Here is a 19,840-nt window from a genome sequence, read left to right as displayed (position 1 = left end):
GCACAATTTCAATCGGAGCCAAACAATGAGCCCACGCATCTACTGGGAAGGGGTCTTCCCGGCCGTTACCACGCAATTCAACGACGACCTGTCGCTCAATATCGAGGCGACCGCCAAGGTCATGGACGGCCTGATCCGCGACGGCGTCTCCGGCCTGATCGTCTGCGGCTCGGTCGGCGAGAACACCTCGCTGGAGCGCAAGGAGAAGGTCGCGATCATGGAGGCGGCGAAGTCGGTCGCGGCCGGTCGCGTGCCCGTGCTGTGCGGCATCGCCGAATTCACCACGGCCTTCGCAGTCGAGACCGCCAAGGAAGCCGCACGTGTCGGCATCGACGGCGTGATGGTGATGCCGGCCCTGGTCTACTCCTCCAAGCCGCACGAGACCGCCGCGCATTTCCGCGCCGTGGCCAGCGCGACTGACCTGCCGGTGATGCTCTACAACAATCCGCCGATCTACAAGAACGACGTCACGCCGGACATCCTGGCCTCGCTCGCCGACGTCGAAACCGTCGTCTGCTTCAAGGATTCCTCCGGCGACACGCGCCGCTTCATCGACACCCGCAACATGGTCGGCGACCGCTTCGTGCTGTTCGCGGGCCTCGACGACGTCATCGTCGAGAGCGTCGCGATGGGCGCCGTGGGCTGGGTCTCCGGCATGTCGAACGCGTTCCCGCGCGAGGGCGAGACGCTGTTCCGTCTCGCCAAGGCCGGCCGCTTTGCCGAGGCGATGCCGCTCTACGAATGGTTCATGCCGCTCCTGCATCTCGATGCCCGCCCGGACCTCGTCCAGTGCATCAAGCTGTGCGAGCACATCATGGGCCGTGGCACCGCGCTGACCCGCCCGCCGCGCCTGGCGCTGCTGCCGCACGAGAAGGCCGAGGTCGAGACCATGATGGCCAAGGCGCTCAAGAACCGTCCGCGCCTGCCGGATGTCGGGCTGAAGGCGGCCTGACGAAAGCTCTCTCAGTCGTCATTGCGAGGAGCGCTTGCGACGAAGCAATCCAGGGTTGCTCCGCGGAGGGATTCTGGATTGCCTCGCGGAGCCTGTCATCGGGCCGCGCTCGCGCGGACCCGTTGGCTCGCAATGACGGAGAACTAGGAGACGGCTCGCCTCTTCTTCGCATTCAGCGCGGACGCCACGCGGCTTACGGGCGGCTTGCCGAGCACGCCGCTCATCGCGTTGGTCGCCGCCAGCAGCCGGTCCATATCGACGCCGGTCCTGATGCCCATGCCCTCGAGCATGTAGACGACATCCTCGGTCGCGACGTTGCCCGTCGCGCCCGGCGCATAGGGACAGCCGCCGAGGCCGCCGGCGGCAGCGTCGATGACGCGGACGCCCTCCTCCATCCCGGCATAGAGATTGGCGAGCGCCTGCCCGTAGGTGTCGTGGAAATGCATCGCGAGCTTGCCGACGGGAATGTTGGCGCTGACCGCGCGCAGCATCTCTTTTGCCTTGCTGGGCGTACCGACGCCGATGGTGTCGCCGAGCGAGATCTCGTAGCAGCCGAGCTCGAACAGCGTGCTCGCGAGGTCGGCGACCGCCTTTGGCTCGATCTCGCCGTCGAACGGACAGCCCAGCACGCAGGAGATATAGCCGCGCACCTTGACGCCGTCCGCCTTGGCGCGCGCCAGCACAGGCTTGAACCGCCCGATGGACTCCGCAATCGTACAGTTGATGTTGGCGCGCGAGAAGCCTTCCGAGGCCGCCGCGAACACGGAGACGACTTTCGCGCCCGCGGCACGTGCGGCGTCATAGCCCTTCTCGTTCGGCACCAGCACGTGGAATTCGGCGCCCTTCACATGCGCGACGCCGCGCAGCACGGCATCCGAGCTTGCCATCTGCGGGATCGCCTTGGGCGAGACGAAGGCGCCGACCTCGACCGTATCGAGGCCGGCCGCAACCAGCGCCTCGATGAAGGCTATGCGGGCCTCGACACTGACTGATGTCTTCTCGTTCTGGAGGCCGTCGCGCGGCCCCATCTCGATGATGCGGACGGAATCGCTCATGTCAGTCTCCTGCCGGCTCGACCACGGCGAGCTCCACGCCCTCCTGCACGATATCGCCGACCTTGCACTTGATGGACTTCAGCACACCCGCATAGGGCGCCCGCAGCGTCTGCTCCATCTTCATCACTTCGAGGGTCAGGATCGGCGCGCCCTTGTCGAGCTTGGCGCCTTCCTCGGCGAGCACGGCGACGACCGTGCCCGGCAAGGGTGCCGCGATCTTGTCTTCGCCGACATGCTCCTCGCTCTCGCCGCCGAACGGATCGACCCAGTGCAGGTCGAACCGGCCGTTACGGGTGCGCAGATACAATTCATGGCCGTCGATCACGGCAGCGACGGACGATTTGACGCCGTCGAGCGTGAGATCGAAGCCACCGTCCTTCGCCGCGATCGTGAAGGCGAGCTCGCGTTCGCCGATCAGCAGCGTCGAGGGGCCACTGCCGTAGTTCAGCGAGATCTTCTGCTCCGGCCCATGACCAACACCATGCCCGACACGGAAGGCAAAGCTGCGCTGGCGTCGGCCGACCGGCTGCCAGCCGAAGGTCTGCCAGGGTGAATTTGCCTGCGCACGCGCGGCCTGCTGCTCCTCGTTGACGACAGCGGCCACCGCGGCGCAGAGCTCGAGCTCTCCGGGCGCCGGCGCAGCCTGCGTCAACACCGCCAGCTCGCGCTCGATGAAGCCGGTGTCGACCGCATTCGTCCACACCTTCGGATGCGTCATCAGTGCCGACAGGAACGGGATGTTGGTGACGATGCCGCGAACGTCGGTCTCTTCCAGCCCGCGGTTCAGCCGCTCGATCGCCACGTCCCGCGTCGGTCCCCAGGCGATCATCTTGGCCAGCATGGCGTCATAGTACGGCGAGACCGCATCGCCTTCGCGATAGCCGGCGTCGATGCGCAAGCCCCCGGTCTCCGCCGGCAGCCGCCAGGTCGAGATCCTGCCGACCGACGGCATGAAGTTCTTGGTCGGGTTCTCGGCGTAGACGCGCGCTTCGACCGCATGGCCGTTGAGCCGGATCTCGTCTTGCTTGAGCGGCAGCGCCTCGCCGAAGGCGACCCGCAGCTGCCATTCGACGAGGTCGATCCCGGTGATCAGCTCGGTCACGGGATGCTCGACCTGCAGACGCGTGTTCATCTCGATGAAGAACACGTCCTTGCCGTCGGAGACGAACTCGATGGTGCCGGCGCCGACATAGTTGACCGCGCCCGCCGCCTTTCGGGCGGCGGCGCAGACCGTTTCGCGTTGCGCGGCGTTGAGCGTCGGCGACGGCGCCTCCTCGATCACCTTCTGGTGCCGGCGCTGCAACGTGCATTCGCGCTCGAACAGCGACAAGAGATTGCCGTGGCTGTCGCCGATCACTTGCACCTCGATATGCCGAGGATTGTCGACATACTTTTCGATCAGCATGCGATCATCGCCGAACGCGGCCAGGGCCTCGCGCTTGGCGCTGACGATCGCAACCCCGAGCTCGGCCGCCGAACGCACGATCCGCATGCCGCGGCCGCCACCGCCGGCGGAGGCCTTCACCAGGACGGGAAAGCCGATCTTCTCGGCCGCCTTCGACAGCGTCGCCTCGTCCTGGGCCTCACCATGATAGCCAGGCACCAGCGGCACGCCGGCCTTCTCCATCAGCTCCTTGGAACCGGACTTCGAGCCCATTGCCGTCATCATCCCGGCGGTCGGGCCGACGAAGACGAGCCCCGCATCGAGGCAGGCCCGCGCAAACTCGGCATTCTCCGACAGGAAGCCGTAGCCGGGATGCACAGCTTCCGCGCCGGTCTTGCGCGCGGCCTCGATCAGCCGCTCGACGTTGAGGTAGCTGTCGCGCGCGCGTGCCGGCCCGAGCAGCACGGCTTCGTCGGCGAGCGCGACATGCATCGCGTCGCGGTCGGCCTCGGAATAGACCGCGACCGTGCGCAGGCCCATGGCGCGTGCGGTGCGGATGACGCGGCAGGCGATCTCGCCGCGATTGGCGATCAGGAGCGTGCGAAATGGCCGGTAGAGCTTCGAGCGGTCCATCACATCACATCCTGAACAGGCCGAATTTCGTCGGCTCGATCGGCGCATTCGACGACGCCGAGAGGCCGAGCCCGAGCACGAGGCGCGTGTCGGCCGGGTCGATGACGCCGTCGTCCCACAGACGCGCGGTCGCGTAATACGGGTGCCCCTGGCTCTCATATTGCGCGCGGATGGGCTCGCGGAATTTATCTTCCTCTTCCCTGGACCAGCTATCGCCCTTGGCCTCGATGTTGTCGCGCCGCACCTGGCTCAGCACCATCGAGGCCTGCTCGCCGCCCATCACCGAGATGCGCGCGTTCGGCCACATCCAGAGGAAGCGCGGCGAGTAGGCGCGGCCGCACATGCCGTAATTGCCGGCGCCGTAGGAGCCGCCGATCACGACGGTGAATTTCGGCACCGAGGCGGTCGCAACTGCCGTGACCAGCTTGGCGCCGTCACGTGCGATGCCGCCAGCCTCGTATTTCTTGCCGACCATGAAGCCCGTGATGTTCTGCAGGAACACCAGCGGAATGCCGCGCTGGCAGCACAGCTCGATGAAATGCGCGCCCTTCAGCGAGCTCTCGCTGAACAGGATGCCGTTGTTGGCGATGATGCCGACAGGAAACCCCCAGATATGGGCGAAGCCGCACACCAGCGTCGTGCCGTAGAGTTTCTTGAACTCGTCGAACTCGGAGCCGTCGACGATGCGGGCGATGATGTCGCGCACATCGAATGGCTTTCTGCCATCCACGGGCACCACGCCATAAATCTCTTCAGCGGCAAACAGCGGCTCACGCGGCGGGTGCATGTTGAGGTTCGGCCGCGCGGAAGGCTTGAGCGTGCCGACGATGCGCCGGGCGATGCCGATCGCATGGGCATCGTTCTGAGCGTAATGATCGGTCACGCCCGATTGCCGCGAATGCACGTCTGCGCCACCGAGCTCCTCCGCGCTGACGACCTCGCCGGTCGCGGCCTTCACCAGCGGCGGGCCGCCGAGGAAGATGGTGCCCTGATTGCGCACGATGATGCTCTCGTCCGACATCGCGGGAACATAGGCGCCGCCGGCAGTGCAGGAGCCCATGACGATCGCGATCTGCGGAATGCCCTGCGAGGACATCTGCGCCTGGTTGTAGAAGATGCGGCCGAAATGCCGCTCGTCCGGGAAGATCTCGTCCTGGAGCGGCAGGAAGGCGCCGCCGGAATCGACCATGTAGACGCAGGGAAGATTGTTCTGTCGCGCGACATCCTGGGCGCGCAGATGCTTCTTCACCGTCATCGGATAGTAGGTGCCGCCCTTGATGGTGGCATCGTTGGCGACGATCACGCATTCGCGCCCTGAAATGCGCCCGACCCCCGTGATGACGCTCGCCGAATGCACGTCGCCGCCATAGAGGCCGTAGGCCGCGAGCGGCGACAGCTCCAGGAACGAGGTGCCGGGATCGACCAAGAGATCGACGCGCTGGCGCGCCAACATCTTGCCCCGCGCGGTGTGGCGGTTGCGCGAGGCCTCACCACCGCCGCCGGCGACCTGGCTCAGCTTCTCGCGCAAATCCGCGACGAGCGCGCGCATGGCTTCGGCGTTACGTGCAAAGTCTGACGAAGACGGATCGATGCTGGAATGGAGCGGCATGATGATTCCAATGAGGTGAACGTTAAGCCGTCTCGGCCATCAGCTCGCGGCCGATCAGCATGCGGCGCACCTCGGACGTACCGGCGCCGATCTCGTAGAGTTTCGCGTCGCGCCAGAGACGCCCCACGGGGAATTCGCTGGTGTAGCCGACCCCGCCGAGCGCCTGGATCGCCTCGCCCGCCATCCACGTCGCCTTCTCCGCCGAATAGAGGATCGCCGCCGCCGCATCCTTGCGCAGGGTGCGCGCGTGGTCGGCGCGGTCGCAGGCGCGCCCCACCGCATAGACATAGGCGCGCGTGGCCTGCCATGTCGAATACATGTCGGCGAGCTTGCCCTGCATCAGCTGGAAGTCGCCGATCGGCTGGCCGAACTGCTTGCGCTCGTGCATGTAGGGCACGACGGCATCCATGCAGGCCGCCATGATCCCGAGCGGGCCGCCCGAGAGCACCGCGCGCTCATAGTCGAGGCCGGACATCAGCACCTTGACGCCCTCGCCCACCTTGCCGAGCACGTTCTCCTCTGGCACCTCGCATTCGTCGAAGAACAGGGGATAGGTGTTGGAGCCGCGCATGCCGAGCTTGTCGAGATGCTGACCGTGGGTGAAGCCTTTGAAGCCCTTCTCGATCAGGAAGGCCGTCATGCCGCGCGGGCCCGCCTCCGGATCGGTCTTCGCATAGACGACGAGCACGTCGGCGTCGCCGCCATTGGTGATCCACATCTTCGAGCCGTTGAGCACGTAGCGGTCGCCGCGCTTGTCGGCGCGCAGCTTCATCGAGACGACGTCGGAGCCGGCACCGGGCTCGGACATCGCGAGCGCGCCGACATACTCGCCGGAAATCAGCTTGGGCAGATAGCGCTGCCGCTGCGCGTCGTTGCCATTGCGACGGATCTGGTTGACGCAGAGATTGGAATGGGCGCCGTAGGACAGCCCCACGGCAGCCGAGCCGCGCGAAATCTCCTCCATGGCGACAATATGGGCGAGGTAGCCCATGTTGGACCCGCCATATTGCTCCGGCGCGGTCATGCCGAGCAGGCCAAGGTCGCCAAGGCGCTTCCAGAGGTCTGCTGGGAACAGGTTGGCTTTCTCGATCTCCGCGGCGCGCGGGGTGATCTCCGCCTCCACGAAGGAGCGAACCGTGTCGCGCAGCAGGCTGATGTCTTCGCCTAGATCGAAATCGATGCTCGGAATGTTCAAGGCGATTCCTCCGTGTTTTGGGGTCCGAACCTAGCCCGGTCCGGGCCCTCTTGCAGTCGAAAAGGTTGCATTTTCCGCCAAACTTGGCGAGGATTTTCCTGAGGGAATTCCGATGCCTTTTCAAGCCGCCACCGCGGTCCCGCGCCGCGCTGTGACTCCCGCCGCCTTCGTCCGCGGCGTGGTCGCCGCCTATGAACGATACGGCCGCGATCCCGCGGAGGCGCTGAGCCGGGGTCAAGTCCCGCCGGACCTTCTCAATTCTCCGGATGGGAGGGTCACCGCGGCCCAGTTCGAGGCGCTGGCAGGCCACGCCATGCGCGAGCTCGACGACGAGGCGCTCGGCTGGTTTTCCCGCCGGCTGCCCTGGGGCACCTATGGCATGCTGTGCCGCGCCTCCATCACCGCGCCGACGCTGGAGGTCGCGCTGAAGCGCTGGTGCAGGCATCACCGCCTGGTCACCGATGACGTGCTGCTCGATCTCGAGGTTGGCGAAGAGACCGCAATCGTTTCGATCCGTGAGCTGCGCGACCTCGGGCCGTTGCGCGAGTTCTGCCTGGTCACCCTGTTCCGCTACGTGCTCGGCTTCTCGTGTTGGGCCGTCGACTCCCAGATCGCGCTCCGCGCGGCTGAATTCCCCTACCCCGAGCCCGGCCACGTCTCGGTCTATCCGACCATCTTTTGCAGGAACGTCCGCTTCGACGCGGCCCATGCCCGCATCGTCTTCGACAAGCACTATCTATCGCTGCCGCTCGCGCGCAGCGCCACCGATCTCGACAACATGCTCGAGGGCGCGCTCAGGCTGACCGTGCTGCCCTACCGGCGGGACCGGCTGCTGGTCGAGCGTGTCCGCCGCGTGCTGCGCAATGCGCGTGGACGGGTCCTCGGCGCCGAGGACGTGGCGAGCGAGCTCGCGCTCTCCACCCGCACCATGCATCGCCGCCTGCGCGAGGAGTCCACCTCGCTGCGCGACCTCAAGGAAGAAGCAAAATTCGAACTGGCAAAACAGGAGCTGATGCGCGGCCGCACCCCCATCAAACGCATCGCGGAAATCGCCGGCTTCCGCAACGAGAAGAGTTTTTCGCGCGCCTTCCGCAGCTGGACCGGCACAAGCCCGCGCGAGTTTCGCGGCCGGTATCGGTGAGGCGCGCAGGCGCGCGACGTCAAAAAGTCGCGGCCCCCGCGATGCCTCGGAGGCCGCGACATTTCAGGGCTCGACAAGATTTCAGGCGTCAGTTCGAATTGGTCTGCCCACCCGACCGAAGCTTGCGCGACTGCGTCTGCTTCGGCTGCAAGGCGAACGCGTCGTTCGAGGTCTTGGAGGCGCCGCTCTGCGAGCAGATGCCGCCGATGCCGCCAGCCGCTGCCCGGCATGCTTCCATCGTCGGATAGCCGCAGCCATGCGCCGCCTGGGCACCGTTGGTGATGCAGTATTCTTCGGCCTGTGCTGCGGGGGCGGTCATCATGAGAAACGCAGATGCAAACAGCGTCGCGGCCGATGCGACGAACGCCCTCGAAATCGATGTCATGGTGTCTTTTCCTGCTTCAGGGTCCCACAAAAAAGTCCTCGGCATGCCAGGCACGCGGAGGTTCACGCCTTGGATCTAGGCCGGCCCAGGGACCCGACAATCACGGCTCAGCGCATTGCAGGGCTTCGCAAATCACATGTCACAGTTAGGTGACTAACTCATGCACAATAATTCGGATTGCGTGAAATGCCGAGCGGTCCGTACGGATGTCTCGAGATCCCTATCCCGCCGGCGCCGCCACCGCGACCTCCTGCAACGGCAGCGGCACATCCTTCGCGACGCCCAGCACGGGGAAGCTGCGGACGTTCTTCACGTTCGGCATCGCGGCGAAATGCAGGAGCTGCTGGCGCATGCTCTCGACGCTGGGCGCGACGCATTTCAAGAGATAGTCGGTGTCGCCCGAAATCCGCCAGCACTGCTGGATGCGCGGGATCGCGGCGATCGAGCTCTCGAACGTCTCCAGCACCGGCTGGGCCTGACTGCCGAGCTGGATCGAGACGAACGACACCACCTCATAGCCGAGCAACCGCTCGTCGATGACGGCGCGCACCGCCCGGATGACGCCCCGGCTGAACAGCGATTTCAGCCGCCGCAGGCAGTTCGGCGCCGACACGCCGACCCGCAGTGCCAGCTCGTTGTTGCGCACCCGCCCGTCCTGCTGCAGTTCGGATAGTATCTTCAGATCGACGCCGTCGAGCTGGTCACGCCCCGCCATACCCCGCCTCGCCATGAGCTCGTCATGGCCCCAGCGAAGCACGCAGCGGAATTGATGCCAAGGGGTGCTGGCCACCGATGTGACGTTGTCACGTACGGGCGGAATGCCTCTCCGCCATCAAGGCGGGCTTGTCCCGCCGGCGGCCGCCCGCCCCTCAATGCGTCCAGGGCTCGCCGCGACGGAACGAGAAATTGTCGGCATAGGCAACCGGCCGGCGGATCGACTCCTGCGGCTCGACCACCTGGTAGGCGATGCCTTTGCGCTCGCAATAGGCGATAGCCTCCTCCTTGGAGTGGAAGCGCAGCGTGATCTGCTGCTTCATGTCGCTCGACGAGGTCCAACCCATCAGCGGCTCGACCGAGCGCGGCTGCTCCGGCTCGTAGTCGAGCTGCCATTCCTTCGTCTTCGACCGGCCGGATTGCATCGCGTTCTTGGCGGGCTTGAAAATGCGTGCGGTCATGGCTGGTCCGGGCCTCTTCGTCTTTTCGTTCGATTTCGATGCGTCACGGTGGCAGTTGGTGGAAATCTCGGGGATAGTATAGAGACACCGATCGGGAACTGATCGGTGATTCCGGCTCCCCGGCACCCTCACCAACGGTATAGTCATTATGCTGCACCGTGACAATTGCGTACCCGCCTCCGGCGCCGGCATCCCGCCCGGCGGCACCGCCTCGCCGACACCAGCGTATCCGTCCCCTTCGAAAGCTCCCGTCGCATGGCCTTCCTGAACATCAACGCCACGCTCCCTGAAAAGGGCCGTGATCTCAGGCTCGACCTGTTTCGCGGTGTCGCGAACTGGGCGATCTTTCTCGACCATATCCCCGACAATGTCGTGAACTGGATCACGACCCGCAACTACGGCTTTTCCGACGCGGCCGATCTGTTCGTCTTCATCTCCGGCTATACCGCCTCCTTCGTCTACGCGCGGATGATGCTGGAGCGCGGCTTCGTCGTCGGCGCCACGCGGCTGACCAAGCGGGTCTGGCAGCTTTATGTCGCCCACATCATCCTGTTCGTGATCTACATCGCCTCGATCAGCTATCTCGCGCTGCGCTTCGGCGATTCCGAGATGATCAACGAGTTCAACGTCGCCGGCCTCGTCGACAATGCCACCGAGACGCTGCGCCAGGGCCTGTTCCTGCGCTTCAAGCCGCTCAATCTCGACGTGCTGCCGCTCTACATCGTGCTGATGGGCCTGTTTCCGCCGGTGCTGTGGTTCATGCTGCGCAAGCCCGACCTGACGATGGCGCTGTCGATCGTGCTGTGGCTCGCCGCGCGCCATTTCGGCTGGAATCTGAACGCCTATCCGGCCGGCCAGTGGTACTTCAACCCCTATTGCTGGCAGGTGCTGTTCGTGTTCGGCGCCTGGTGCGCGATGGGCGGGGCCCGGCGCTCGATGGCGCTGATCAATTCGCCAATCACCCTGTGGGCCTGCCTAGGCTATCTCTTGTTCGCGCTGGTCATGACCATGGCCGGCCGCTTCCCCGCTCTTGGCGGCATGCTCCCGGAATGGCTGTTCGCGGCCTTCAACCCCAACGACAAGACCAATCTTGCACCGTACCGCTTCCTCCATTTCGTGGTGATCGTGATCCTGGTGATCCGCTTCGTGCCGAAGGAGTGGCCGGGACTGGAGTGGAGGGTGTTCGACCCCTTGATCGTGTGCGGCCAGCAGTCGCTCGCCGTGTTCTGCGTCGGCGTGTTCCTGTCCTTCGTCGGCCATTTCGAGCTGTCGATGAGTTCGGGCTCGCTGCTCGCGCAGATTTTCGTCAGCATCGCCGGCATCGCGATCATGACGACGGTGGCCTATTACATCTCGTGGTCGAAGAAGCAGGACAAGCCGCTGAAGCCGCCACCGGCCAAGCCGGCCGCAGAGGCGAAGGCGGCCTGAGAGGAGGCCGCTACGCCGCCTCTTCGCCGTCGAACTCCGTGAATTTCTTGTAGATCCATTCGCGGCCGTCGTGGCGGCGCCAGACCTTGCCGACAACGAACTGCCCATTGATGGAGCGGCGCGGCACGATCACGGTCCAGAGATGCCAGATCTCCGTCCAGCTCGACTGCGGGTCGACGGTCTTGAGGTCAAGATCAAAAGACATGGCACAGAACTCGCTGGCGCAGAACTCAACCGATACGCGCGCTGCGACGAACCGTGATCTGTGGTCGCACAGAAGGGCAGCCCATCGCGAGCCGGGTCCGAGCTGATAACAGCCACCCGAGCGGCCGCAACAGCCGCTCGCCTTTAACCTAACCGATCAACCTTACTTCTTGGGATGGATCGGCGCGATCGGTTGAAAGCCGGCGCCGGCTTTTCTAGAATATACGTGATTTGAGAACGAGCGCGCTATTTCAGCGCACGGTGATTTTCGAGCTGACGTCGGGCTTTGCCAGCAATCGGACGTTTGCAAAAAAAGTTGATTTGCGGGGAACAACGACAATGAAATTGCAATGTGCACGCCTGCGCCTCGCGTTGCGAATGGCGCCCGCGCCGATCGTGAGAACGCCGTCACAGGAGCCGCCGCAAGCCGCCAACGACAACCAGGCGGTCTGGTCCTTCGTCCCGTTTCCGCCCGGCTGGCACGCGTCGAGCTGACCAGCGCGGCCGGAAAAAGCGCAACGCCGCGCAAGCGGAATATCATCGCTTGGCGGCGTCCGTTTAGACATTGGGCGCTGAAATCCCCAATGCAGATATGTCTATGGCGACGCGCAAAGGTTCGATGAGGCTTTGCTGATGCCGCGCGAAGCGGACGGCAGGACGTGAAAAATCCCGGGCGGGCGCCTTTCTGGCCCTCACCTCGCAACCTATCCCCGAGATACGAGTTGCCACTTTTTCCCGCATGCCCAAATCCACTCGAGCCGGAGCGCGGCCGTGAATTTTCGCGAACTAGCAGAGATCCATCACCGGCAACCCACAAGTGGGAGCGAGGCGGTGGGTCAGATCGAGATCCAGGAGAATGTGACCAACACGCCGGAGGCTGGAAGCTCCCTGTTCGCCATCTGCGGGATAGGCGTGGCCGGATTGGTGATGCTGGGGTGGATCTGCGCTCTCGCCTGGATCGCCTGGCGCATCGTCGGTTGGATGCTGTCTTGAGGATGTGCGCCTCCGAGGAACGGACGTGGCGCTCAACCTCGGGACTGGTCGGGGCAGCTGGATTCGAACCAACGACCTGCAGTACCCAAAACATACCAGCTATTCCCTCACCTACCCTCAGCCCCCCTCACGCGCCCTAACGTCGCGAGGAAAACCGGCCGCGCCATAACCATCCGGTATCAGGCGCCTGCTGTGATTGGCACCGCGGTGCTTCCCCCGTGCTTCCCGGAGGGCAAATGAGCGGTCAAACCATCACGAAGAGCCTGGTTGACGGCCTGGAAAAGCAGGCGTCCGAATACACGGTATGGGACGCGAAGCTTCCCGGGTTTGGGGTGCGCGTCCGCCCCACCGGGGCCAAGTCGTTCATTATTGTCTACCGGGCGGGAACCGGCCGTACGGCGCCGGTCCGGCGCTACACCGTGGCTGCAGTCGGCAAGCTGGCGCCAGAGGCAGCTCGCACCCAAGCCAAGATCCTGCTGGGGAACATTGCCAATGGCGCTGACCCCGCCGCGGAGAAGCGAGCGAATCGGCCCAAGCGCGACCGGTTGACTTTCGACGAGCTCGCCCAGCTCTACCTTGACCAATATGCCAAGGTGCGGAAATCGAGCTGGAAGAACGATGAGGGCTACCTAAAGAAGCCCCGGGCCAAGTGGAAGCGCCGAATCGCCTCCGAAATCACTGATGACGACGTCGCCGAATTGCTCGAGGAGATCGGCGCCACCGCGCCAGTCGGCGCTAACCGGACGCAATCGATCCTGCACACCCTATTTTCCTGGGCTAAGGAGCCGGGGCGGAAGCATGTATCGATCAACCCGGTAGCCGACATGCGCCGGCGCTACCAAGAAACTGCCCGTGAACGCGTCCTCAATGATGAGGAGATCCGGACCTTGTGGTGGGGCCTGGATGATCCGGAGTTGCCGGCCGGACGTGCGGTCGCCCTCGCCCTCCGCTTCATCTTGGCCACCATGGTCCGGCCTGGCCAGTCTGCGGGCTTGCTCATTCCGGAACTGGTTGGATTCACAGGCGAGGATCCGCAGTACCACATCCCAAAACATCGGGTAAAGAAGCGTCGGGAAGTGATTGTCCCGTTGAATGCATTGGCGGTCGCCATCATCCGAGAGGCAATCACGCGGGACGATCAAGGGGCCCTTTTCTGTTCCTGGTCGACCCAGGCGGAGACGGGCATCGATGAAGGAGCAAACAGCACCCGTACAGAACCACAGCAGCAACCACTATTGCCGATCACCCGAGACTCGTTGTCCGCAGCCTTGAACGGCCGGCCGGGCAAAGGCAAACGACCGGCGCGCAAGGGCATCCGAGAGCATCTCGGCCTAGCCCACTTCACACCGCACGATCTCAGGCGCACTGCCGCAACGATCGCACGCCGCGGGGGCGCCAAACGCGAGGACGTTAAGGCGCTGCTTGACCACCTGGAGGGCGATGTCACGGCCACCTACGACAAGTACGACATGCTGCCGGAGAAGCGACGGGTTACGGAAATCCTTGAGGCCGAGCTCCGCAAGATCGTGGGCGTCAAACCCAATTTTTCTAGGCCTGAAATCGTCTTTGATCGTGAAAATGTCGTCCCCATCGAGGAGCAGCAAATCGCTGTAGCCAGCTAAATCCAGCGGGGCGCAGCAATTCAGGTGCCGCAGATAACGACGGCAGCAGGCTATTGCGTGTTGCCGTTGACTTCCTGACAATCTGGGATAGCATTTTAGTGTTCAAGCCAAGGTGTCGCGCTTCGGGCAGCGCGTTGTTTCTCTCGTTCCTTGGATAGACGGCTTGAACCGCGGCAACCGCCCTCATCCAAGGAACATGCCATGTCTCAATTTCTCACCACAGTTGAAGCCGCTCGCCACGTTCGCTTGGCGATGGCGTCTTGGTCTGCGGTAGAGAGTCAGAGCTTTCAATGCCTGCGCTTGGCGCTGGAAGATAGAACACCTCCGGGGCTCCTGCCATGTGGGTCGACCGCCTTGCGCGCGAGTTCAAGCTCGCGCGGGCTTAAGCCTCCTGCCGTCTGCGCTATTGCAGAAGGACGAAAGGACCTCAAGCAACAAGGCGACCGCAAATGTCGATAGCATGCTTTTTCTTGAAGAAGCCAAACACGTCATTTGCTCCGCAGTAGCGAAATTACTTCCAGGCTCACAGCCTATGAAAGCACCCTGTTCATTTGCGAGGAATCAGAACTTCACGTCGAGGAAATCGAGGCTCTTAGGCCAGTGGTCTAGGGCGGGTGACGCAGTCCGCACGTCGTTGAAATAGAAACCTGTAAAATCCTTAGCCCGTTCAGTCAAATCTTCGACCCGCACGGTTTGAAGGATTGTCCAAACGATCTTGGCTCCGAGCCTCAGCTCTGAAAACCCCTCAGTCTTCGACATGATAGTCAACAACCAAACGCGTGATGCTTCGGATTTCATGCGCGCGATTAGCAAATTGGCGCGGTGCTCATCATCCGTGCAGCCTTCAGGTTTCTCCGAACTAATGTAGTCCAAGTTATGATTGTCTATGTCGTGCAGTGCTTTGAGCAGTAGCTCGAATCGTTCTGGGAAGCTTCCGAGGTGATGAGGCTTCGCCTTGTCTAGCGCTATCACCGGGAATATATTCCCGCGCAGGTCAACTGAGTAAGCCTGCAAAGCATCTTGATGGAGAGCGAAGGTCGCACCGGCAAACATGTCGAGAGTGCCGAGCTTAGCGAAATCTCTAACGAGCGAAACGGTGCTTCTTTCCATGGCGACCCACGGCCTTAACGCGTCGGATGTCGGCTCGCCTGGTGATTTCCGTCTAAAAAAATCGAACATATCGTGTTCCCCTATTCGTCCGAGCACCCAACCGGCTGCCCTCCCCGGTTTATGCAAGCCCGATACAGCCAAGGCGCGACATAGCGCCCCGCCCAAATGCCACGTTCAGCCTGTTCGGCATTGTGCTGCGCGCGTTCGTATCTGCCTTTCGAGTACTTCGGCCAATCCAACGCGAGTCCGTTACGGACGAGCCATTCCGCAAGATCAACGTCGCTCACTGAGCACGCTGCGACTGTCCGCCCGTACCTGTCAGTACTGACAGGCTCACAGCTAATCGGCCTTCCCACGATAAACCTGTCCAGCTCATTCGCGGCCTTGGCTCCGCAACGATAAGGCAAGCTGTCCTCGCCCCGGCAGAGCTGCGAGCTTTCGGGCGCATCGATGCCCCACAAGCGAATATGGGTGCCGTGGATTTCGAGCGTGTCGCCGTCAATGATGCTGGCCTGTCCAATAATGCCATTCGCAAACGCACTACCTGTCAAAAGCAATAGTATCGAACCTGCCGGCAGCACCATCTAGCCGCCCATGGTCCTGGTTATGGACCTGCTCTCTATCAGCTTTGTAACCTTATCGCTGGTAACCCACATTCCGACGATGAAGAGGGTAAGTGATCCGAGTGCGGTAAGAAACGAGAGAACGTGAAACAGTCTGTTGATACGCTTCATCCTGCCGGTTCGAGGCGTCTCGCGAATGAAGGGATACTCGTAGAAATATTCCTTGGATCCTTCGATAGCGGCCATGAAATAGTTGGTGAGGTAGGCAAGAACGTTTAAAGCCAGGCTTCGAGCTTGGCATGACAAGCCCAATGACGAAACGCGCGAATGGCTGAACTTGAATAGACCAGCGGTCGAGCGAGAGGTTACAGAGGCTGGTTGCCTCAAATTGATAACGATCAGTCCGCCCCCTGCCGTGGGGGGATTGATGATGCGCAATGCAAACCCTTTCGACTTGATGTACGACCGACCGTATCTATTGAGCTTGGTTCCAATTATTGGCGACATGATTGATCTTACCATTGCCGAACTGCTCAGTCCTTCTCCCAAAAAGGCCAGAGAAGTAGCACAGGTGGTCGCCGAAATTCAGAAGGGTTATGCGTTTGTCGCGATGGCAATCGACGAGAACGACCATCAGCTCGTTGACGTTCTAGAAGCGATTAAAGAGGCTTCGAAAGATTTCGGCATCGCCGCGGAACGGGTTGACGACGTCGAATCTAATGACCGCATCACCGACCGCATACTGGAGTCTATTCGTAAGGCGGAGTATGTCTTCGTCGACCTGACGCTCGAAAGACCAAATGTCTTTTGGGAAGCTGGATTTGCACATGGCATCGGGAAAACGCCGATCTACATTGCTCGCGCCGGAACGAAACTTCATTTTGACGTCAAAGACTATCCGGTAATTCACTTCCGGAATATGCGAGAGCTTAAAGACGGAATCGCACGTCGCCTGAAAGGCCTTCAAGATGCAAGATAGCGACTTGATTGTAACAGAGGTAGCGTAGATAGCCTGTGAAGAAATTCGCTTTTGGGATTCTGCTCGTCTTTTGGGGAGCTGTGGGTTTAGTCGCGACGCTGGCTGGTTACGGCCAGGCTGTAGGCGTCGTGATTGTCGGTGCGTTCATGATTCTCGTCATCGGCTTGCTTGGCCGGATTGCGCGCGGAGTGGAGGCGCTAAAGCCTCCTCGCAGCTCTGCTTAAGCCGCGTGAAGCCTGCCAGTCTGCCAGCGGATCGCTTGACGCGCTCTCGGTAGCAAGACCAGACGCCCGGTCGAGATACCAATCAATCGCCTTGCGATCCCAACGCTGAGTGCCGGGGATCGCCCCCGGCACCAAGCCTTTCTTGACCCATGTGTCGAACGCATCCTCGGAACAGCCGCAATAGGCGGCTGCGTCGGCTTTTTTGAGCCCCCGAGGCGGTATCTGTCCCGGGCGGTGCGTCAGCTTGGCCGGTTGGTGGGGAGGCCTTCCTCTACCGCAAGAGCAGCGAGAGTCTGGGTCCCGCCACCGTGACAGCCGTAGTGCGGTAATATCTCGGTCCGGGTTTCAGACCACGGACATACCCCAGCTCATTTGCTAAAAATGCAATTCTCTGGGCAGGGGAAAATTTGCCCGTGTGCGCCTTGATGTGGCTCGTCGTCAGCGAGGCATGGAGGCGTAGAGCGATGGCACAAGCGACCCGAAATTCGGAGCGGGCCCATTCCCCGCCCGATCTTGTGAAAATGCTTCAAGAGCTCGAGCAGCTGAGAAAGAGGGTCCGGCTCGCTGAGGCCGCGAGGGTTCTCCATTAACCGAAGCGGTTTACCAGGGGACTTGCCTTGCGCTCGCTCCTCCGTTTAGCTCAGTTGCAGCGTCGAACCGAATCTACTTTGATGATCGCGAACTCTGGAGGAGACATGATGCGTGTTCGGCTGAGTGTTTATGCGACCGCCATCTTCATTTTGAGCACTGCGAATGCATCGGCATTCTCGATGAGCTTTCGATGGTGCGGCCTCAGTTCTCCAGTGTTTGCATTGAGCGGTGTGCCAAAGGGGACGACAACCCTGCAGTTTCACATGATTGATCTTCAGGTCCCCAGCTACAATCACGGTGGGGGAACGGTACCGTACAAAGGGCAGTCTACGATAGCTTGTGGAGCACTGAACAACTACTCGCCGCCAAGCCCGCCAAGTGGCAGCCATTCTTATCAAGTTACCGTCACTGCATTTGGGGCTGGCAATTCGAATCTCGGCTCAGCGACCTACACAAGGGAATTCCCAGAGAAGAAGTGACTTGGACGCGAGGGCCTGAGTCTGCAGGCGCTTCCTTGCGTCCCCCTCTGGTCGCGGAATGTCCCGAAATCGGTTTGGGGCCGTGTAGGAAGATGACGAGCGAGAAACCCGAGCGACGCACCCATTAGCCGGTTAATTATTCGAGCCGCATGGAACACATAGCGCGGTGGTCGGCTGTGTTGCGGCAAGGCTAGGCTGAGAACAACCAGAGACCCCATTGACGCTCGCCCGCACTAATTTCCGTCTAGACAGGCGCTCGGCACCCTTTAGTCGCTCGCCGACACCGTAAATTTCCAGTATCGCGCGTAGCGAGCTCATTCAATTATTTCGAAATGAGATCGCGGAAGCCAAAGGAATGGACTAAGGCTGAGCGGAAGCGGCTGGGATGGCTGGCACGTCGCCGTGTGGTCTCGGAGATTGCGGCAGCGCTCGGCCGGCACGCCGGATACATAAGGCGGGGGAAATGGGCCTCATTCTGAAAAAATAACCCGGCCCATCGTCCGCCAACATCCGCGGTCTGGTCGGTCGGGGACGGAGCGCAGAGCCGAATGAGCGTGATTGATGCTGATGACGCATGGTATGAGATCGCCGGGCTTCTCGTCTGTCACCGATCCGGAATGCAAGTGCATTGGAACGAGCACATTCCAGGCCGATGGAAAAGGCATCATTCGCTTAATGCTAAACGGCTCTGCCAGAACTTACCCGGCGTGTACTGTCTCGTAGCTCTCGGCGATAATGGTGAGCCTTCCCCGTTGGACCGCTTGTGCGGCAAAGATCTTAGCGGCACCCTCTACATTGGCGCCGAGGGAAGGACGTTTGCTATTGGCAGCAGAGTGCATGCGCTGGTGAACTCGCTACTTCCGAAGAGGCGAGGACAACATTGAGCTGGGCTACGACTCCGGCGCCACGCAATGCTTCCTAATTTATTTCCAATGCACCGGCTCGCACTGACGTGGTGCTACTCGCGCCGTCCCATACAAGCAGAGGGGCTCCTTTTTGAAACCTATTTCGCATCCTTTGGTGATCACCCGCCTTTGAACTTTCGTGTACCCAACCGCTAGCCTCCCACTGCAACCGCCGCCAAAACGACGATAAAGCCCTTCTTCATGAGGCCCTCCCCACAGCAAGCTCATCCAGCTGGCTTCGGAAATCAAGGGGCCCGTGCAAGGCCACTCGCGTCAGCTCATGGCGACCTTTGGTTGGAAGCTGCCGCAGCCGAGCCCACTCGCAAAGACCGGTGACTCTTAGTCCTTTTGATGGTGGGGTGCGGCGGAACGCGCTCCAACTGCTCTTGCTCTCGCGCGCAAGTTGCGCTTGCATAGCTCCTTTCGATGGGGCATTTCAACATGCGCACTTTGGTGATTGTAGCGGCCTGCGCCGCCCTAGCCGGCTGCATGACGGCAGGCGAGACGGTTTCATTCAAAGCGTCCAATCCACAGCAACAAGCGCTCATGAGGGACGGACAGCCCGCCCTCGTCTCTCGACAGAAGAGCTCCTTGGTCCTCGTTCGGCCGGCAGCGCGGCAGCTACAAGCGAACGGCCGGCCCGTATTCGTGGTGGGCATCAACAACATGAGCCGGCAGCCTGTCGAGTTTCGGGTCGGGCAAGTGGAGGCAATCCAGCACGCCGCCGGCTCGGACTTCGAAATGAAGATCGTCACCTACGAGATGCTGGTGCAGGAGGAAAAGAACCGGCAGGTTGCGGCTGCTCTCCTCACGGGAGTGGCGGCCGGCGCGAACGCATACAGCGCCTCCCGCGCCGGATACGGCAGCTACACCACGCCGAGCGGACGAACGGGCACGTTCTACAGCCCGACCGCGGCGGCAATCGCTCAGGGCAACGCTGCTGCGCAGAACGAAGCGATGATCTCCGCCACAATAGAAACGGGCCAGCGCAATATGGCTGTGCTCGAGCAAGCGGTGATCAAGGACAATACACTTCTGCCCGGCGAATGGTACGGAGGCCAACTGCACCTGGCGCCGCCGACCGATCAGGGCGGAGCTCAAAAGAGCTACACAATAGTGATCACCGTTGGGCCTGACCGCCATGTCATTGACGTCGCTCAGGGGCCGCCGGGAGTTTAGCGTATGAACGTCTTCCGGCGAAACGCGCATTCTG

19 protein-coding genes are annotated in these 19,840 nt (G+C 62.1%); 8 read left to right on the top strand and 11 right to left on the bottom strand.

What is annotated here, in order from left to right:
• The first annotated feature begins 25 nt into the window (after positions 1 to 25).
• Positions 26 to 952, top strand: a complete 927-nt coding sequence (locus EAV90_RS23680; protein WP_129144836.1) for a dihydrodipicolinate synthase family protein — start codon at positions 26 to 28, stop codon at positions 950 to 952.
• A gap of 143 nt (positions 953 to 1,095) precedes the next feature.
• Here the strand turns inward: EAV90_RS23680 and EAV90_RS23675 are convergent, their stop codons facing one another.
• From EAV90_RS23675 to EAV90_RS23660, 4 genes are read right to left on the bottom strand one after another with little or no spacing between them, the layout of a single operon-like run.
• Positions 1,096 to 2,007, bottom strand: a complete 912-nt coding sequence (locus EAV90_RS23675; protein WP_129144835.1) for a hydroxymethylglutaryl-CoA lyase — start codon at positions 2,005 to 2,007, stop codon at positions 1,096 to 1,098.
• A 1-nt stretch (position 2,008) separates the two neighbouring features.
• Complete coding sequence (locus EAV90_RS23670; RefSeq protein WP_164937080.1) at positions 2,009 to 4,024, bottom strand: acetyl/propionyl/methylcrotonyl-CoA carboxylase subunit alpha; 2,016 nt, start codon at positions 4,022 to 4,024, stop codon at positions 2,009 to 2,011.
• Between the two features lie 4 nt (positions 4,025 to 4,028).
• Positions 4,029 to 5,633: a carboxyl transferase domain-containing protein gene (locus EAV90_RS23665; protein WP_129144833.1), complete on the bottom strand. Its 1,605-nt coding sequence runs from the start codon at positions 5,631 to 5,633 to the stop codon at positions 4,029 to 4,031.
• Positions 5,634 to 5,655: 22 nt separating this feature from the next.
• Complete coding sequence (locus EAV90_RS23660) at positions 5,656 to 6,828, bottom strand: isovaleryl-CoA dehydrogenase (protein ID WP_164937079.1); 1,173 nt, start codon at positions 6,826 to 6,828, stop codon at positions 5,656 to 5,658.
• 112 nt (positions 6,829 to 6,940) lie between these two features.
• Here EAV90_RS23660 and EAV90_RS23655 point away from each other — a divergent pair, with 112 nt between their 5' ends.
• Positions 6,941 to 7,969 (top strand): AraC family transcriptional regulator, encoded by a 1,029-nt coding sequence (locus tag EAV90_RS23655; protein WP_129144832.1) that lies wholly within the window; start codon positions 6,941 to 6,943, stop codon positions 7,967 to 7,969.
• Positions 7,970 to 8,057: 88 nt separating this feature from the next.
• Here the strand turns inward: EAV90_RS23655 and EAV90_RS23650 are convergent, their stop codons facing one another.
• The 3 genes from EAV90_RS23650 to EAV90_RS23640 form a co-directional block, all read right to left on the bottom strand.
• Positions 8,058 to 8,354: a DUF3551 domain-containing protein gene (locus EAV90_RS23650; RefSeq protein WP_122403327.1), complete on the bottom strand. Its 297-nt coding sequence runs from the start codon at positions 8,352 to 8,354 to the stop codon at positions 8,058 to 8,060.
• A gap of 220 nt (positions 8,355 to 8,574) precedes the next feature.
• On the bottom strand, positions 8,575 to 9,069 hold the full coding sequence (locus EAV90_RS23645) for an Lrp/AsnC family transcriptional regulator (protein ID WP_122403328.1): 495 nt from the start codon (positions 9,067 to 9,069) through the stop codon (positions 8,575 to 8,577).
• Between the two features lie 154 nt (positions 9,070 to 9,223).
• Complete coding sequence (locus EAV90_RS23640) at positions 9,224 to 9,529, bottom strand: ETC complex I subunit (RefSeq protein WP_129144831.1); 306 nt, start codon at positions 9,527 to 9,529, stop codon at positions 9,224 to 9,226.
• A gap of 255 nt (positions 9,530 to 9,784) precedes the next feature.
• Between EAV90_RS23640 and EAV90_RS23635 the strand changes: the two genes are divergently transcribed.
• Entirely contained in the window at positions 9,785 to 10,957 is a 1,173-nt protein-coding gene (locus EAV90_RS23635) for an OpgC domain-containing protein (protein WP_122403330.1), read from the top strand.
• Between the two features lie 10 nt (positions 10,958 to 10,967).
• Here the strand turns inward: EAV90_RS23635 and EAV90_RS23630 are convergent, their stop codons facing one another.
• Together EAV90_RS23630 and EAV90_RS39650 are read right to left on the bottom strand one after the other, a co-directional pair.
• Entirely contained in the window at positions 10,968 to 11,162 is a 195-nt protein-coding gene (locus EAV90_RS23630; protein WP_129144830.1) for a hypothetical protein, read from the bottom strand.
• A gap of 250 nt (positions 11,163 to 11,412) precedes the next feature.
• The gene (locus EAV90_RS39650; RefSeq protein WP_164937078.1) at positions 11,413 to 11,727 is read right to left on the bottom strand and encodes a hypothetical protein; all 315 of its coding nucleotides are present in this window, start codon (positions 11,725 to 11,727) and stop codon (positions 11,413 to 11,415) included.
• Positions 11,728 to 11,932: 205 nt separating this feature from the next.
• Here EAV90_RS39650 and EAV90_RS23620 point away from each other — a divergent pair, with 205 nt between their 5' ends.
• The gene (locus EAV90_RS23620) at positions 11,933 to 12,154 is read left to right on the top strand and encodes an RNA-binding protein (RefSeq protein ID WP_129144828.1); all 222 of its coding nucleotides are present in this window, start codon (positions 11,933 to 11,935) and stop codon (positions 12,152 to 12,154) included.
• A 236-nt stretch (positions 12,155 to 12,390) separates the two neighbouring features.
• A complete protein-coding gene (locus EAV90_RS23615) occupies positions 12,391 to 13,776 on the top strand; it encodes a tyrosine-type recombinase/integrase (protein WP_129144827.1) in 1,386 nt (461 codons plus the stop codon).
• 561 nt (positions 13,777 to 14,337) lie between these two features.
• Here EAV90_RS23615 and EAV90_RS23610 read toward each other — a convergent pair.
• Together EAV90_RS23610 and EAV90_RS23605 are read right to left on the bottom strand one after the other, a co-directional pair.
• Positions 14,338 to 14,955, bottom strand: coding sequence for a hypothetical protein (locus tag EAV90_RS23610; protein WP_129144826.1), 618 nt, complete (start codon positions 14,953 to 14,955; stop codon positions 14,338 to 14,340).
• A gap of 11 nt (positions 14,956 to 14,966) precedes the next feature.
• Complete coding sequence (locus EAV90_RS23605; RefSeq protein ID WP_129144825.1) at positions 14,967 to 15,470, bottom strand: thermonuclease family protein; 504 nt, start codon at positions 15,468 to 15,470, stop codon at positions 14,967 to 14,969.
• Between the two features lie 406 nt (positions 15,471 to 15,876).
• Between EAV90_RS23605 and EAV90_RS23600 the strand changes: the two genes are divergently transcribed.
• From EAV90_RS23600 to EAV90_RS23580, 3 genes are all read left to right on the top strand, one after another.
• Positions 15,877 to 16,428 carry a hypothetical protein gene (locus tag EAV90_RS23600; protein ID WP_208738536.1) on the top strand — a complete coding sequence of 184 codons (552 nt, stop codon included), beginning with the start codon at positions 15,877 to 15,879 and terminating at the stop codon, positions 16,426 to 16,428.
• Positions 16,429 to 16,463: 35 nt separating this feature from the next.
• The gene (locus EAV90_RS23595) at positions 16,464 to 16,652 is read left to right on the top strand and encodes a hypothetical protein (protein ID WP_129144824.1); all 189 of its coding nucleotides are present in this window, start codon (positions 16,464 to 16,466) and stop codon (positions 16,650 to 16,652) included.
• A 2,566-nt stretch (positions 16,653 to 19,218) separates the two neighbouring features.
• Complete coding sequence (locus EAV90_RS23580) at positions 19,219 to 19,806, top strand: hypothetical protein (RefSeq protein WP_129144822.1); 588 nt, start codon at positions 19,219 to 19,221, stop codon at positions 19,804 to 19,806.
• Positions 19,807 to 19,840 lie beyond the last annotated feature (34 nt).

This window comes from Bradyrhizobium vignae, assembly GCF_004114425.1.
Classification (GTDB): Bacteria; Pseudomonadota; Alphaproteobacteria; order Rhizobiales; family Xanthobacteraceae; genus Bradyrhizobium; species Bradyrhizobium vignae.
Note: the sequence above shows the minus strand (reverse complement) of the source record. Positions and strands in the feature narration are given on the sequence as shown.

Excerpts from the sequence above, each read along its gene's own strand:
- EAV90_RS23635 (WP_122403330.1), top strand. The coding sequence starts at position 9,785 with ATGGCCTTCCTGAACATCAACGCCACGCTCCCTGAAAAGGGCCGTGAT.
- EAV90_RS23610 (WP_129144826.1), bottom strand. The coding sequence starts at position 14,955 with ATGTTCGATTTTTTTAGACGGAAATCACCAGGCGAGCCGACATCCGAC.
- EAV90_RS23640 (WP_129144831.1), bottom strand. The coding sequence starts at position 9,529 with ATGACCGCACGCATTTTCAAGCCCGCCAAGAACGCGATGCAATCCGGC.
- EAV90_RS23655 (WP_129144832.1), top strand. The coding sequence starts at position 6,941 with ATGCCTTTTCAAGCCGCCACCGCGGTCCCGCGCCGCGCTGTGACTCCC.
- EAV90_RS23605 (WP_129144825.1), bottom strand. The coding sequence starts at position 15,470 with ATGGTGCTGCCGGCAGGTTCGATACTATTGCTTTTGACAGGTAGTGCG.
- EAV90_RS39650 (WP_164937078.1), bottom strand. The coding sequence starts at position 11,727 with ATGTCTAAACGGACGCCGCCAAGCGATGATATTCCGCTTGCGCGGCGT.
- EAV90_RS23650 (WP_122403327.1), bottom strand. The coding sequence starts at position 8,354 with ATGACATCGATTTCGAGGGCGTTCGTCGCATCGGCCGCGACGCTGTTT.
- EAV90_RS23675 (WP_129144835.1), bottom strand. The coding sequence starts at position 2,007 with ATGAGCGATTCCGTCCGCATCATCGAGATGGGGCCGCGCGACGGCCTC.
- EAV90_RS23680 (WP_129144836.1), top strand. The coding sequence starts at position 26 with ATGAGCCCACGCATCTACTGGGAAGGGGTCTTCCCGGCCGTTACCACG.
- EAV90_RS23645 (WP_122403328.1), bottom strand. The coding sequence starts at position 9,069 with ATGGCGGGGCGTGACCAGCTCGACGGCGTCGATCTGAAGATACTATCC.
- EAV90_RS23615 (WP_129144827.1), top strand. The coding sequence starts at position 12,391 with ATGAGCGGTCAAACCATCACGAAGAGCCTGGTTGACGGCCTGGAAAAG.
- EAV90_RS23600 (WP_208738536.1), top strand. The coding sequence starts at position 15,877 with ATGATGCGCAATGCAAACCCTTTCGACTTGATGTACGACCGACCGTAT.
- EAV90_RS23665 (WP_129144833.1), bottom strand. The coding sequence starts at position 5,633 with ATGCCGCTCCATTCCAGCATCGATCCGTCTTCGTCAGACTTTGCACGT.
- EAV90_RS23670 (WP_164937080.1), bottom strand. The coding sequence starts at position 4,024 with ATGGACCGCTCGAAGCTCTACCGGCCATTTCGCACGCTCCTGATCGCC.
- EAV90_RS23630 (WP_129144830.1), bottom strand. The coding sequence starts at position 11,162 with ATGTCTTTTGATCTTGACCTCAAGACCGTCGACCCGCAGTCGAGCTGG.